A 14,985-nucleotide genomic window follows, 5' to 3' on the forward strand; every position below is an offset into this window, starting at 1 on the left:
ATTGCTCTAAAAAAACACCCTACCTCAGCAGGATGTTTTTTTCATTTATTATGACTTCTTTTTTTGAACTTGGCAAACGGTCATCGCTTCTTTTTTAAAGTGATTCTGTAAGACTTCTTCAACATCGGGAACTGTAAGTGATTCGAAAACCGGAATCACATCAAAAAGGTCCATTTCATTAAACGCATAGCGAGTGAACTGATTTGCAATAAACTCCGGTGAGTTCAATGATCTTAAAAAAGCACCGATCTTCTTTTTACGAGCACGATTAAATGAACCTTCATCGATCGACTGTTGTTTAAAGGCTTCAACCATCCCAGAGATTCTTTCAACAAATCCATCTGGAGACCGAGTATCTCCTCCGAGCATGCTGAATCCAAATCCATTCTCTTCTGTGTAATCAAAAGAGAACGTCTGGTCGATCAATCCTTCTTCATACAATGTTTCATAATTTGGCGAGCTTTTCCCGAACATCATTTCTAGAAGAAGGTTGACACTTAGTTCATGTTTCATCAACTCTTTTCCTTGGCGATTAGGAGTAGCTTCTTTATAACCCATATAGCATTTCGGCGTCTGCACCGTCATCTCGATGACTTTCTTTGATTTTGCGACCGTTTGTGGCTCCTCATCAAAAAATCTTTCGATGTGTTCTTTTTCCTTAAACGATTTTTGTGATTGATTGTCTTTAACGAAATTTAAAATTTCTTTAGCATCTATTGGCCCTACGATAAAAAGAATCATGTTGCTAGGGTGATAAAACGTCTCATAACATTCATATAGATCATCTTTTGTAATCTTAGCGATGGATTTTTCTGTTCCAGCGATATCGATCTTGACCGGATGATGGTGATACATATTTTCAATCAGGCCAAAATAAACGCGCCAATCCGGGTTATCATCGTACATTCTGATCTCTTGACCGATGATTCCTTTTTCTTTCTCGACCGTCTTTTCTGTAAAATATGGTTCTTGTACGAAGTCGATCAAAGTGGTTAAGTTCTTCTTCACATCACCGGTTGTCGAAAACAGATAAGCGGTTCTGTTAAATGTCGTGAACGCGTTGGCAGATGCACCTTGTTTACTAAAATCTTGAAAAACATCTCCATGCTCTTTTTCAAAAAGTTTGTGCTCCAGAAAATGTGCGATTCCATCAGGAACTTTGACATTTTCATCTTTACCTAATGGTTTAAAGTGATTATCCACAGATCCGTAATGAGTCGTAAACGTAGCATAAGTCTTATTAAAGCCCTTCTTTTCTAAAACATATACCTTTAACCCGTTCGGCAGTTCTTCATAGTGTAGCGTTTCATCTAATTGATCAAACGTTTTCATTCCCATTCGTGCCAGCTCCCTTCAAGAAGAAAATCGTATCAAGTGTTACTTTTTTTGCTACTGCAACCACATCGTCTTTTGTTACTCTCTTTATTCCTTCCATCCACTCTTCGATGGAGCGATCTGTCCCTGCAACAACATTATGATATAGTACTTCCGATAGACCGATCGGATGGTCGATCGTCTCTAACACTTGGTTGTTGATCATCGCTTTCGTCTGTTCAAATTCAGAGTCCGTGATATTACCCTTTTTCATTTCTTCATGTTGTTCTTTAATGATTTTTACAGCTTTTTCGTAATTGGCAGTCTCAATTCCGCTCATTACAAAAACAGCTCCTTTATGGCTCTCGAACCGAGAAGCTGCATAATAAGCCAAACTTTCTTTTTCACGAACGTTCATGAACAACTTGGAATGAGAAAAACCTCCGAAAATACCGTTAAACACTTGTAGAGCGAAATAATCATCATCTGCATAAGTGGTATACGTGCGATAACCCATGTGCAGTTTTCCTTGTTGCACATCCTGTTCTTCAAAGATTTCTTTAACTTCAGAGATTCTTTTTTCATCTCTAGCATTCACAGCTTTAGTCTCATCTTCTTTTCTATCTTTCGAAAAACGAAAATGCTTACTAACCTTCTCAACCATCTCATCTGTTGAAATATCACCGATCACATAAAGATCGATCTTATCGTTTCTAATCACTTCTTGATAATAATCATACAGCTCTTTTGATGTTATCGAATCCACTTCATCACCGTTTCCATACACATTTAACCGGTATGGCTCTGTGTCATACATCTCTTCTAACAGTCGTTTATTTGCATAACGCATCTTGTCATCATAGATCGATTCGATCTGTTGTTTCAGACTGCGTTTTTCTTTTTTTACAATTCCCTCTTTAAACACATCACCTTCTAAAGGTGGGGCTAGAAGAACTTGAGATAATAGATGGAAGGCTTTATCTAGAACAGGTTCTGAATTGGATAAAAATTTCTCGTTCGCTACCTCCATCCGAATACTGATCACTTGATTCTCACCTTTTTTAGAAAGATCAGCATTCAATGTAGCTCCATAAAGATCATCCAAAGCACTTCTCAGCTCTTTTGAAGAAGGAAAATCCTTCGTTCCGCTCTGTAAAACATAAGCAAGCAGAGCTCGCTTTGTTACATTCTTTTCGTTGATCGGTTCTTTTACCTGAAGTATGAACGATGTGGTCTTATACTTTTTTGTTTCGATCGTATGTACAGTCATGCCGTGGAGATTGGTTTTTTTATGATTAACAATTCCCATTGAATAAGTACCCCTTTCATTATGTCTACATCCTAGTTTACCCATTTTCGATACCTGACATGACATTCCTCCTTGTAAAACAAAAAAAGTCCACCGAATGGCGGACTTTTTTGTTACCTTTTTCCTTTTTCGTAAGGTGTACCAAGAGCTTTCGGCGCATCCGCACGTCCTACTAGTCCAGCTAAAGCTAATATCGTAAGAACGTATGGTGCGATCAGCAGAAATACTTTTGGAATATCTTGAAGACCTGGAATCTGTGCTCCAGAGATGCTGATCGCTTGTGCTAGTCCGAAGAATAAAGCAGCTCCTAAAGCTCCAAGTGGATGCCATTTACCAAAGATCATAGCAGCTAGAGCCATGAAGCCTTGTCCTGTGATCGTAGAGTGCGTGAAGTTACCTGAGATAGAAGCTACATAAACAGCTCCACCTAGACCAGCTAGAGCACCACTTAACAGAACTCCGACATAACGCATCTTTTTAACATTGATTCCCATCGTATCTGCAGCCATCGGGTGTTCACCTACTGAACGAAGGCGAAGACCAAATGGGGTTTTGTAAAGAACATACCACACGATTAAGGCTACAAATACCGCTAGATAAGAAGTCAGATAGGCATTTGAGAAAAATAGTTTACCGATTATCGGAATATCTGATAAGAACGGAATGTCACTTTTTGAGATACGTTCAGAAATAACAGGTGTTTGTCCTGCATTAAAGATTTTTTTCGTTAAGAAGATTGCGAGTCCCGCTGCCAAGAAGTTGATTGCAACTCCACTAACAACTTGGTCCGCTTTTAACGAGATACTTGCAACGGCATGAATAGATGCAAATAGTGCTCCTACGATCATAGCTACAACAAAACTGACCCATGGTGCTGCACCAGCTAATCCGAACTGTTCTCCGTAATAGATCGTTACGGCTCCTGTAAAAGCACCAAAAAGCATGAGACCTTCTAATCCGATATTTACAACTCCAGACCTTTCACTAAAAACGCCACCTAGAGCGGTAAAGATTAAAGGAGCAGCAGACACGATTGCAGCAGGTATGATTAGTGCTAGAATATCCATAAAACTCATCAGATCTTACCTCCTCTGTTCACACGGTTCATCAACCAATGAACAAGATAGCTGCACGCTACAAAGAAGATGATTAGAGCAATTACAACACCTACAAGTTCAGTTGGAACACCTGCAATAGCTTGCATGTTCAGGGCACCAATCTTTAGTCCGCCGAATAGTGCAGCACCTAAAATAACACCGATCGCACTGTTCGCACCTAAAAGTGCAACGGCGATCCCATCAAATCCTACACCGGTAAATCCAGCATTGATCGTCATGTATTGATACGTACCCAATCCTTCCATACTTCCTGCAATCCCTGCGAATGCTCCTGAAATCGCCATGGATAGAACGATGTTTTTCGAAACGTTGATTCCAGCGTACTGAGATGCATGTTGATTGAAACCTACAGCACGTAGTTCATAACCTAATGTTGTTCTCCATAATAAGAACCACATGATTACTGCTGCAACGATTGCTACAATGATTCCAAAATGCAATGTCGAATATTCAGTAATACTTTGTAAAAACGGTGAAGCAAGAGAAGCAGATTCTTTTACGTTCTCCGTTCGCTCACCCGGAGCAAGCATAAAATTACGGATGATTTCATTTGTGCTATAAAGTGCGATATAGTTCATCATAATCGTTGTAATAACCTCATGAACTTTAAAGCGCGCTTTTAAAATACCAGGAACAGATCCCCATAATGCACCGGCAACACCTGCAGCAAGTACAGCGAGAGGAATATGAATGATCGCTGGGGCATCAACAAAAATCCCTACATAAACAGCAGCTAACCAACCGACTAAAAGCTGTCCTTCTACTCCGATATTAAATAATCCGGTTCTAAACGCAAATGCAACAGCAAGTCCTGACAAGATAAGAGGTGACATCTGCCTAATTGTTTCACCTATATAATATGATCCACCAAAAATACCTTGAAAAAGCGCTACATAAGCTTCAATCGGCTTATATCCGCTGATCAGCATGATGATGCCACCAATCAATAGACCTAGAAATACAGAAATAAGAGGCACTATAAATTTTATTTTTTTTGTATTATTCTGCATGAACGGTACCTCTCTTTCCTCCAGCCATCAGTAGACCCAGTTCTTGTTCTGTTGTTTCTTTCGGATTTACGATCGCAACGATCTTTCCTTCATACATCACTGCGATTCGGTCACTCACGTTGATGATCTCTTCCAACTCAAAAGAAACAAGCAGAACCGCTTTTCCATTATCCCTTTGTTCGATCAGCTTGGAATGAATGAATTCAATCGCCCCAACATCAAGACCGCGAGTTGGCTGAGCGGCGATCAAAAAGTCCGGATCACGGTCAACTTCTCTAGCGATAATCGCTTTTTGCTGATTTCCACCGGATAGTGCACGTGCTGGCGTATAAGCATCAGGTGTACGAACATCGTATTCTTCGATCAACTTTTTCGCTTTATCAAAAATCGGTTTAAAGTTTAAAATTCCAGACTTAGAATATGGCTTTTGATAATACGTTTGGAGTACCATGTTCTCTCCTACTGAAAAGTCCAATACAAGCCCATGTTTATGCCTATCTTGCGGAATATGACTCAGACCGTTCTCTGTAACATTTCGAGGAGACTTATTCGTAATCTCTTTATCACGCAGATGTATAGATCCTTCGTGAACTTTATGAAGACCTGTGATTGCTTCTAATAGTTCAGATTGTCCGTTTCCGTCAACGCCAGCGATTCCAACAATCTCCCCAGCATGAACAGTCAAGTTCAGTCCGTTAACCGCAGGCACTTTTCTGCTATCCTGAACGACAAGATCTTTAATCTTCAATACAGCCTCTTTAGGAACAGCATCATTTTTTTCAACTTTAAAGTTTACTTCACGACCAACCATCATCGCTGCTAAAGAATCAGGGTTAGAATCGCTAACGTCTACCGTACCAACGCCTCTCCCTCTTCTTATAACCGTACAGCGGTCACAAACTTCCATGATCTCTTTTAATTTATGAGTGATAAGGATGATAGACTTGCCTTCATTAACAAGCTTTTTCATGATCTGAATAAGTTCTACGATTTCTTGAGGAGTTAACACGGCAGTCGGCTCATCAAAAATGAGAATATCCGCTCCTCTATAAAGCGTTTTCAAAATTTCTACACGTTGCTGCATACCAACTGAGATATTTTCAATCTTTGCGTTAGGATCTACACGAAGTCCATATTGATCTGAAAGAGCTTGTACTTCTTTTGCAGCTGTTTGTAAATCTACTCTTCCGCCTTTAGTAGGTTCTTTTCCAAGAATGATATTTTCGGTAACAGTAAACTTATCAACGAGCATAAAGTGCTGATGAACCATCCCAATACCAAGCGAGTTGGCAATATTCGGATCATTGTTCACCACTTTATTTCCTTTTACGAAGATCTCCCCTTGTTCAGGTTCGTAAAGACCGAACAAAACATTCATTAACGTTGATTTTCCTGCACCATTCTCTCCTAGTAATGCATGGATCTCCCCTTTTTTTACTTGAAGCGTGATGTTATCATTCGCGACGATTCCAGGGAATTCTTTTCGGATGTTGCGCATATCGATTACATATTCCATATTCTTGCTCCCCCCTTATTGCATAAGGAAGGACTTGGCTTATGCCAAGTCCTGGCCAATTATTTAACTTGTTTCACTTGAATTATTTTAAGTTCTTCTTGAACTCTTCAAATTCAGCGTCTGTCTTAGGAACTTTCACTTCGCCAGCGATGATTTTCTTTTTGAAATCTTCTACAGATTGAAGTGATTTCTCTTCAACGTTCTCTTGAGTTGGAGCGATACCTACTCCATCTTCTTTAAGACCGAATTCTACGATTTTCCCACCTGGGAACTTACCGTTCATCGCTTGTTCAGAAACTTCGTAAACTGCTTGGTCTACACGTTTTACCATTGAAGTAAGTGTTACGTTCTCAGGCATACCTTCTTCGTGTTGGTCACGGTCAACTCCGATTACCCAAACATCTTCACCGTTTTTCTTACGATTCTTCGCTTCAGTGAACACACCCATACCTGTTCCACCAGCAGCATGATAGATTACATCAGCACCTTGTTGATAGAACGTGTTCGCGATCTGTTGTCCTTTTTCAGCTTTGTTGAAGTCTTCTGCATATTGAACAAGAACTTCAGCTTTAGGGTTCGCTGTTAGAACTCCCGCTTTAAATCCATTTTCAAACTTCTTGATCAGTTCACTGTTAACACCACCAACGAATCCTACTTTGTTCGATTTAGATTGCATACCAGCAACTAGACCTACTAAGAACGAACCTTCATGTTCAGAGAAAGTAATATTCGCTACGTTATCACCTTTAACAACCATATCAACGATTGCAAGTTTTGCATCAGGCTGTTGTTTTGCTACTGTTTCTACATCAGTTCCCATCAAGAAACCGATTCCAAAAACTACATCGTATTTTTGACGAATAAGTGAGTTTAGGTTCGGCTTGTAATCACTTTGTGCAGTAGATTGCAAGTACTTGTATCCTTTGCTCTCTTCTAAACTATTATCTTTACCAAACTTTGTTAGACCTTCCCAAGCTGACTGGTTGAAAGACTTATCGTCTACACCGCCAGTGTCTGTTACCATCGCTACTTTAAAGTCTTTTTTCTCTCCTCCGCCAGAAGACTTCCCGTCATCAGAAGATCCACATCCGGCAAGAATCGTACCGGCAGTTAACATTGCAGTTACCATTAATCCTAATTTCTTTTTCAAGTCATTTTCCCCCTGTAAGTGTTTTCATTTTAATGACTAAAACCAATGCTGCAAAATAAAGTACCGATCACCCCCTAAAAAAGACTTTAACTATAAGCGCTTTCTTAAAACAGAGAACAAAAACTTATCAGATCTAAAATAGTTGCAAGAATAGAGTACAGGTTCATCAAATTGATCGTAATGCATTTGTTTTAAGATGAGGAGTGGAACGCGTTCATCGCTTTCCAATATTTCAGAAACTCTTTCGTGATATCCGATTGGTTCAATGTTTGTTACCGCATACATAACACGTCTACCCGTTTCTTTTTCCAACATCTCTAAGAATGATTCATAATCGTGCAATCCTTTTGCAGGGAAAAGGTGTGCTGGCATATGATCTATACAAAAAACGACTGGTTCACCATCTGCCGTACGGACACGCTCCATCATCATGAGTCCTTCAGGCAATGAATCGTTAAACTTGCTAAGCAGTTCTTCTGTAACGTCAGTCATCTGCGACTTTAGGAAAATAGTCCCAGCACGTTTGCCGCCTCTTTCTATCATATCGGTCACACTGTAAAGTTCTTCAATGCCAGATGAGAACAAAGCACGAGTTCTTACAAAAGTACCCACACCATGTTTTCGAATGAGTACGTTTTCATCTTCTAAAATACGAAGCGCCTCACGCAGTGTAGCTCTTGAGATTCCAAGCTGTTTTGATAGTTCAAACTCAGAAGGAAGTTTTTCTCCTTCTTTATAAATACCTTCTTCAATATCTTTTTTTAACTTTTCAATCACTTTTATATATAACAAGCGATGGTCAGCCTTTATTGACATTCCAAAACCACCTTAACTAAGTTGTTCGACGTATGACAAATTATTAGTAGAATCGACATTACTATACCATTTTTATTTCTATAAATAAATACTATTTTTACAAATTTTTAATAGGTATTCTTTGGATTTTACATAAATTGAATTAAATTCCAACAGAAAAGGAAAACGAGCCCGTATGAGCCCGTTTTCCTATGACCTATGAACTAGAAGCTTCTTTTTCGTCCGGCATAGCAGATATCAGCACTTCACGAGGTTTGGATCCCTCATAGGGTCCTACGATTCCTTTCGATTCCATCGAGTCGATTAATCTTGCCGCCCTTGAATAACCGATGCGAAATCTTCTTTGAAGCATAGAAACTGAAGCTGTCTGCATATCAACGACTAATCTTACAGCGTCACCAAACAGGTCATCTTCAGACTCCATGACCGCAGGTTCTGCTTCTTCAGTAGGAATCATCTCTGCTTGGTATTGAGCTCTTTGCTGTGTCACACAGTGATCTACAATCGCTTCTACTTCTTCATCTGATAGAAACGCCCCTTGAACGCGAACGGGTTTTGATGCTCCTGAAGGGAAGAACAACATATCTCCTCTTCCTAAAAGCTTCTCTGCCCCTCCCATATCAAGTATCGTTCTAGAGTCAGTTTGTGAAGAAACACTAAACGCAATTCGTGACGGAATGTTCGCTTTAATAACACCTGTTATTACATCAACAGACGGACGCTGTGTCGCAATAATTAAGTGAATCCCTGCTGCTCGAGCCATCTGAGCAAGACGAGTGATCGCATCCTCTACGTCACCTGAAGCAACCATCATCAAATCAGCTAGTTCATCAACTATAACTACGATATAAGGTAAAAAAGGCTGTTTTGCATCACCTTTAGCATTTTGTTTTCTTATCGATTCATTGTAACCTTCGATGTTTCGTGTACCGCTATGGGAAAATAGCTCATACCTACGCTCCATCTCAGAGACCACTCTTTTTAATGCTTGAGCTGCCTTCTTCGGTTCAGTGACGACTGGCGCCAAGAGATGTGGTATCCCGTTATACATATTTAATTCCACCATCTTTGGATCAATCATCATCATTTTCACTTCGTGTGGTTTAGCTCTCATTAGAATACTCGTAATAATGCCGTTTACACACACACTTTTACCGCTTCCGGTTGCTCCTGCCACAAGTAAGTGAGGCATCTTAGAAAGATCTGCGATGATCGGTTCACCTGAGATATCTCTTCCTAGACCGATAGCGAGTGGTGATTGTTGTCCAGAGAATTGTGGTGCCTCCAGCACTTCTCTTAATGTTACCATCGAGATCTCCTGATTGGGCACCTCGATTCCAACAGCTGATTTTCCTGGTATCGGTGCTTCGATCCGTATATCTTTAGCTGCTAATGCAAGAGCCAAGTCATCTGATAAATTTACAATCTTACTTACTTTAACACCTACATCTGGGTACACTTCATACTTTGTAACGGCCGGTCCCAGGTGAACTTTAAGAACTTTTGCTTTTACCCCAAAGCTTTCAAACGTTTTTTCAAGTTTCTTCGCGTTGCTCTTGCTTGCAGCATATTGCTTGTCTTTGTGCTGACCACTATTTTGAGGCGTTCTAAGATGTTTCATCGTCGGAAGCTGATAATGTTCGTTCTGGATTACTTCATCACCAAAATTAACAGGTAAAGGTGAAGGTGTCGGCTCATCTTCAGACCCTCTAGCATCCTTTACATCTTCTTTTTCTTCATTCTCACCGTACACCTGAGGAGCAAATTTCAACTGAACGCCGCTCTCTGTTTGTTGAACCCTTTTTGTAAAATCTTCAATTACTGGATCTTCAGAGATGATGATCTCTTCTGTATCTTCTTCATCATCTACAGTTGCCGGCGTTAAATTTTTCTTTTCTTTTATTTTTTTTGTTCTTTCTTCAGCAAGTGACGTTTTCTTTTCTTGTATGTATTCTTTCATTTTAGAAGTTGCTGAACTGGATGTATCGACTAGTTTCTGAAGAAGAACGGATAACGATTTACCCGAGATCAACAAAAGGCTCCCTATTATTAAAAAGAAGATGACAAGCTTTGTTCCTCCAGCTCCAAACAAAAAATAAAATAGAGCAAAACCGATAGCTCCTACAAGTCCCCCGCCAATATCGTTGGTTGAGGTTTCCCCTTGAAGCTGCATCCAATACAGATCCCAAGTGTTTCTTATAACAGAAGCGTCTTTCCATTCCCCACCGTTTGTTAAATGTTCAAACAAGGTTAGGTGGCTCAATACTAGAAATGAGAAAAAGAGTATATACACACCTGTTAATTTTTTGGATACTAAGACCGGCCAGCTTCTTTTCCATATCAAATAAAAAGATAATAATATACAAGCAAGCAGAAGTATACCGTACCATTCTCCACTAAAGAATCGCAGTAGATGAACAAATGCCATGCCTACATTACCCATCTTAGCAAGTGCTAGAGATGATAATGCGAGGATGGTGAGTCCTGCAATCTCAAACGTCAGCTGCTCTTTCCATCTGCCTTTATTTTTAGCTTTCTTTTTTTTGTTTTTTGCCATTTTTTTCACCTCACTAGCATGCAATATTATGTATGTATGAACAAAAATAGAAAGAAAAGCAGCCCTGCAAATCAGAAGGCTGCTTTAAGATAGTATAGCATAATTCTTAGATGACTTTTTTAAAAATTTCGCAGCACCATTCCAGGTTGACAGTCTTCTAGTAAAAAATGAGAAGGATCTGTGCTCATGATTTGAACGATTCTTTTCTCATCACCGATACGTTCTACGAGGACAGGGACATCATTATAAAGTATTACATTCTGCGCCGACGGTTCGTTTCCTTCTTCCGGAAACATCAATTCAAAAGGCTGCATCGTATACCAGATCATTGCGGCAACCCTTTATCCTCTTCTTTTTTGTTCGCTTCGATCAACTCATTCAACTTCTTGATCGCTTGACCCACTCCGCCTACTGCGTTTATGAGTCCATCACTCACCGCATCTGTTCCAATGACATTCGTACCGATATCTCGTGTCAGGTTCCCTTTAGAAAACATCAGTTCTTTAAATCGCTCTTCCGTGATATCTGAATGGCTCGTTACGAATGAGATCACACGGTCCTGCATCTTATCTAAATACTCAAACGTTTGCGGTACCCCAATGACCAGACCTGTTAATCGAACTGGATGGATCGTCATGGTAGCCGTTGGTGCGATGAACGAGTAATTAGCGCTTACCGCTATTGGAACTCCTATGGAATGTCCTCCTCCTAATACGAGGGATACACTAGGCTTTGAAAGAGAAGCGATCATCTCAGAAATAGCAAGGCCAGCTTCCACATCTCCACCAACTGTGTTCAAGATTACAAGTAGCCCTTCGATCTTATGATTCTGTTCAATGGCTACTAATTGCGGAATCAAATGTTCGTATTTGGTCGCTTTGTTGTTAGGAGGAAGCTGCATATGTCCTTCGATCTGACCTACAATCGTCAAACAATGTATGCTTGAGCCTTCCATTGTGGGAACGTTCGTCTGTCCTAGCGACTGTATCTTCTGAATAAGTCCTGAGCTTTCATCTTTCTTTGATGGTGCATCTGTTTGTGGTGCTTCTGTTTCTGGTGTCTGATCCATAATTCATACCCCTTCTAAGTTAGGTTCTTCTTAGTATGGGCGTAATTTCCATTCATATGAGAAAAAAATAAAAACCCGCTTTATCAGCGGGTTAAATTTCCATAATAATCGGCATGATCATTGGTCTTCTCTTTGTTTTTTCAAATAGATACTGACTTAATGTATCTCTGACGTTTGATTTCAGACTAGACCATTCTTTCATATTTTCGTTCATGCACTTTTCAAGTACATCACGAACTTTTGTATTTGCTTCGTGAAGAAGAGCTTCACTTTCACGAACATATACAAAGCCTCTTGAGATGATCTCAGGTCCTGAGATCAGCTTATGTGAATCTTTGCTGATCGTAACGACAACGACTAAGATTCCATCTTGTGATAAAAGTTTACGGTCACGAAGCACGATGTTTCCGATATCTCCTACACCGAGTCCATCTACTAATACGTTTCCTGAAGGCACTTTTCCGGTTTTTTGCGCGAATCCGTTAGCGAACTCCACCACTTCACCTTTATCAACGATAAAAATGTTGTCTTTTTCAACTCCAACTTCAATCGCTAATTTTTGATGCGCTTTTTGCATCTTATATTCACCGTGAACCGGCATAAAATATTTAGGTCTCATCATACTGAGCATGAACTTAAGCTCTTCAGCACTACCGTGTCCTGATACATGAACCTTCTTCTGACCAAAGATAACATCTGCTCCTGTACGCATCAGTTTATCAACCATCTTCGCGACAGAAGTTTCATTGCCAGGTATCGGGGTAGCGGCAATAACGACTGTATCTGAAGGTCGAAGTGCGATCTGTTTATGTGATTTTTGCGCCATTCTAGACAACGCCGCCATTGATTCGCCTTGGCTTCCTGTTGTTAAGATGACAACCTTTTCATCGCTGTAATCGTTTGCTTGATCGATCGTAACTAACAGATCTTTTTCAATCGTCAAATAACCTAGCTGTGATGCAATATCAACAACTTTTACCATACTTCTTCCGTTAACAGCTACTTTTCTGTTTGTTTTGGCAGCTGCGTTCATTACTTGCTGAACACGATGTACATTTGAAGCGAATGATGCGATGATGATTCTTCCCTTTGCCGCTTGGAATACATCAAGGATCTCTTGTCCAACTTGTGCTTCTGGACCTGTAGATCCTGGTCGTTCTGCATTCGTACTGTCTGAAAGCAGACACAGTACTCCTTCTTCAGCTAGGCTTGAAATCTTCCCAAATTCGGTATGCTGTCCATCGATCGGTGTATGATCGATCTTAAAATCACCAGTATTTGCAATAATTCCCTGTGACGTGTGAATTGCAATTCCTACTGCATCTGGAATACTGTGATTTACGTGGAAGAAGCTTACCTTCGCACTGTTGAATGAAAGCTTTTGGTTCGTTTCAATCATATTTAATTCTGTGGAACGCAAAAGTCCCGCTTCTTTTAATTTTGCTTCTACTAGTCCTAATGTCAAACGCGTTCCATAAACAGGTACAGGTACTTGTCTTAAGACATATGGAAGGCCACCGATATGGTCTTCATGGGCATGAGTTAAGAAGATTCCAGTCACACGCTCCAGGTTTTCCTTCAAGTAGGTCACATCTGGTATGACGATGTCGATTCCAAGCATTTCCTCTTGAGGGAACATAAGACCTGAGTCCATAACAAAAATTTCCTCACCTGTATCCACTACATACATGTTTTTGCCGATCTCACCGACTCCGCCCAAGGCAAAAACTTTAATTTTATCTCTATTTTGTTTTGACAATGTGTATATTCCTCCTATGTTGTATGTAAAAAAATATTTCCCGATCACGTCACTTAAAAACATTATACTCTATGAGAGGAATACAAAACAAGACTGAGCAAAAGACAAATAAAAATAAGGTTATCGTTGTACGTAATAGTTTTGACACTTTGGACTAATTTTTTCTGTATTTAGACACCAGCTGGCAGTACGATCAATTATGAGTAGAATTAAGTCTCTGATTCGATGTTTCTTGATTGAATCAGGGCTTTTTTGTTTTACATGGTAGCCTTTGCCGCTGTTTGATCTAGATTGAAACGTTCGTTTTGTTTGTGGAAATCGCAAAGTTAAATAATTTCACGGTAATATATTTTATTTTCACGGTAAATCAAAATATATTCACATATAGAGCCAATAATTTCACGGATAAAATTATTTAACCGATTTTCGACAAAATGCGGCAACATCAAAAAAAGGGCAGCGCATATAAATCACATGCGAAGCCCTGTTTTACTGTTTTACAAGCTGTTTAATCTGTTTGAGAGTGCTTCTCTTTCAGATTGATTTAAAGGTAATAACGGCAATCTGACTCCACCAACATCAAGCCCTCTTAATTGTAGCGCTGTCTTTACAGGAGCTGGACTCGGTGCTTTAAAGAGCTCCTGCATAACCGGAAGCAACTTTCGGTGAATACGAGCAGCTTCTTTATTTTCGCCATTGCTAAACGCTTTAATCATCGTTTGCATCTCGTTACCGATCACATGTGAAGCCACTGAAACGATTCCCGCACTTCCTATTGCTAAAGAAGGAAGGGTTAGACCGTCGTCACCGCTGTAAACAACAAAGTCGTCCGGAGTATTCTCAATAACTTCACTCATTGTATCTAAATTTCCGCCTGCATCTTTTAATGCAACAATGTTCGGTACTTCAGCTAGTCGAAGCACGGTTTCAACCGAAAACGTAATTACTGATCTTCCCGGTATGTTATACGCCATGATTGGAAGGCTGATTGCACTTGCAATTGCTTTATAATGAGCGATGATACCCTCTTGACTTGGTTTATTATAATACGGTGCTACGATCATAATTGCATCCACACCGATTTCTTCAGCTTTTTTTGAAAGATCAATGGATGCTTTCGTATTGTTACTTCCTGTTCCTGCAACCACAGGTACTCTGCCATCGACTACTTTTACAACATGTTTAAAAAGTGCTATTTTTTCTTCTGTAGTCAAAGTCGCAGACTCTCCGGTAGTCCCAGCTACTACTAGACTATCCGTTCCATTGTTAAGCAGATGGTTAACCAGTTTCGTCGTTCTGCCAAAATCGATGTTCCCTTTGCTGTCAAAAGGCGTTACCATCGCAGTGCTAATACTACCAAAATTCAT

Annotated in this window: 12 protein-coding genes; all 12 read right to left on the reverse strand. The window is 39.9% G+C overall.

Annotated features, from left to right (window positions below; all coding sequences use genetic code 11):
- Positions 1-48: 48 nt before the first annotated feature.
- Complete coding sequence (yfmH, locus tag IHV12_RS12885; RefSeq protein ID WP_197127774.1) at positions 49-1,338, reverse strand: EF-P 5-aminopentanol modification-associated protein YfmH; 1,290 nt, start codon at positions 1,336-1,338, stop codon at positions 49-51.
- The gene (gene yfmF / locus IHV12_RS12890) at positions 1,319-2,623 is read right to left on the reverse strand and encodes an EF-P 5-aminopentanol modification-associated protein YfmF (protein ID WP_197191123.1); all 1,305 of its coding nucleotides are present in this window, start codon (positions 2,621-2,623) and stop codon (positions 1,319-1,321) included. Before yfmF ends, yfmH begins: the two co-directional genes overlap by 20 nt.
- Before the next feature lie 113 nt (positions 2,624-2,736).
- Positions 2,737-3,699, reverse strand: a complete 963-nt coding sequence (locus IHV12_RS12895; protein ID WP_197191124.1) for an ABC transporter permease — start codon at positions 3,697-3,699, stop codon at positions 2,737-2,739.
- Positions 3,699-4,751, reverse strand: a complete 1,053-nt coding sequence (locus IHV12_RS12900) for an ABC transporter permease (protein WP_197191125.1) — start codon at positions 4,749-4,751, stop codon at positions 3,699-3,701. Before IHV12_RS12900 ends, IHV12_RS12895 begins: the two co-directional genes overlap by 1 nt.
- Entirely contained in the window at positions 4,741-6,267 is a 1,527-nt protein-coding gene (locus IHV12_RS12905; protein ID WP_197191126.1) for an ABC transporter ATP-binding protein, read from the reverse strand. Before IHV12_RS12905 ends, IHV12_RS12900 begins: the two co-directional genes overlap by 11 nt.
- 82 nt (positions 6,268-6,349) lie before the next feature.
- Positions 6,350-7,417, reverse strand: a complete 1,068-nt coding sequence (locus IHV12_RS12910) for a BMP family lipoprotein (RefSeq protein ID WP_305069354.1) — start codon at positions 7,415-7,417, stop codon at positions 6,350-6,352.
- 90 nt (positions 7,418-7,507) lie between these two features.
- Complete coding sequence (locus IHV12_RS12915) at positions 7,508-8,233, reverse strand: GntR family transcriptional regulator (RefSeq protein ID WP_197127769.1); 726 nt, start codon at positions 8,231-8,233, stop codon at positions 7,508-7,510.
- 196 nt (positions 8,234-8,429) lie between these two features.
- Positions 8,430-10,790: a DNA translocase FtsK gene (locus IHV12_RS12920; protein ID WP_197191127.1), complete on the reverse strand. Its 2,361-nt coding sequence runs from the start codon at positions 10,788-10,790 to the stop codon at positions 8,430-8,432.
- A 119-nt stretch (positions 10,791-10,909) separates the two neighbouring features.
- Positions 10,910-11,119, reverse strand: a complete 210-nt coding sequence (locus tag IHV12_RS12925) for a YlzJ-like family protein (protein ID WP_197191128.1) — start codon at positions 11,117-11,119, stop codon at positions 10,910-10,912.
- Positions 11,116-11,859: a ClpP family protease gene (locus IHV12_RS12930; RefSeq protein ID WP_197127766.1), complete on the reverse strand. Its 744-nt coding sequence runs from the start codon at positions 11,857-11,859 to the stop codon at positions 11,116-11,118. The genes IHV12_RS12925 and IHV12_RS12930 overlap by 4 nt, the downstream gene beginning before the upstream one ends.
- A gap of 91 nt (positions 11,860-11,950) precedes the next feature.
- Positions 11,951-13,618, reverse strand: coding sequence for a ribonuclease J (locus IHV12_RS12935; RefSeq protein WP_197127765.1), 1,668 nt, complete (start codon positions 13,616-13,618; stop codon positions 11,951-11,953).
- Positions 13,619-14,115: 497 nt separating this feature from the next.
- Positions 14,116-14,985 carry a 4-hydroxy-tetrahydrodipicolinate synthase gene (dapA, locus tag IHV12_RS12940; RefSeq protein WP_197127764.1) on the reverse strand — a complete coding sequence of 290 codons (870 nt, stop codon included), beginning with the start codon at positions 14,983-14,985 and terminating at the stop codon, positions 14,116-14,118.

The organism is Fictibacillus sp. 7GRE50 (genome assembly GCF_015903875.1).
Classification (GTDB): Bacteria; Bacillota; Bacilli; order Bacillales; family Fictibacillaceae; genus Fictibacillus; species Fictibacillus phosphorivorans.

What these genes read in the sequence shown, in the direction of transcription:
- yfmH (WP_197127774.1), bottom strand. Translation starts at nt 1,338, where the DNA reads ATGGGAATGAAAACGTTTGATCAATTAGATGAAACGCTACACTATGAA.
- yfmF (WP_197191123.1), bottom strand. Translation starts at nt 2,623, where the DNA reads ATGGGAATTGTTAATCATAAAAAAACCAATCTCCACGGCATGACTGTA.
- IHV12_RS12895 (WP_197191124.1), bottom strand. Translation starts at nt 3,699, where the DNA reads ATGAGTTTTATGGATATTCTAGCACTAATCATACCTGCTGCAATCGTG.
- IHV12_RS12900 (WP_197191125.1), bottom strand. Translation starts at nt 4,751, where the DNA reads ATGCAGAATAATACAAAAAAAATAAAATTTATAGTGCCTCTTATTTCT.
- IHV12_RS12905 (WP_197191126.1), bottom strand. Translation starts at nt 6,267, where the DNA reads ATGGAATATGTAATCGATATGCGCAACATCCGAAAAGAATTCCCTGGA.
- IHV12_RS12915 (WP_197127769.1), bottom strand. Translation starts at nt 8,233, where the DNA reads ATGTCAATAAAGGCTGACCATCGCTTGTTATATATAAAAGTGATTGAA.
- IHV12_RS12920 (WP_197191127.1), bottom strand. Translation starts at nt 10,790, where the DNA reads ATGGCAAAAAACAAAAAAAAGAAAGCTAAAAATAAAGGCAGATGGAAA.
- IHV12_RS12925 (WP_197191128.1), bottom strand. Translation starts at nt 11,119, where the DNA reads ATGATCTGGTATACGATGCAGCCTTTTGAATTGATGTTTCCGGAAGAA.
- IHV12_RS12930 (WP_197127766.1), bottom strand. Translation starts at nt 11,859, where the DNA reads ATGGATCAGACACCAGAAACAGAAGCACCACAAACAGATGCACCATCA.
- dapA (WP_197127764.1), bottom strand. Translation starts at nt 14,985, where the DNA reads ATGAATTTTGGTAGTATTAGCACTGCGATGGTAACGCCTTTTGACAGC.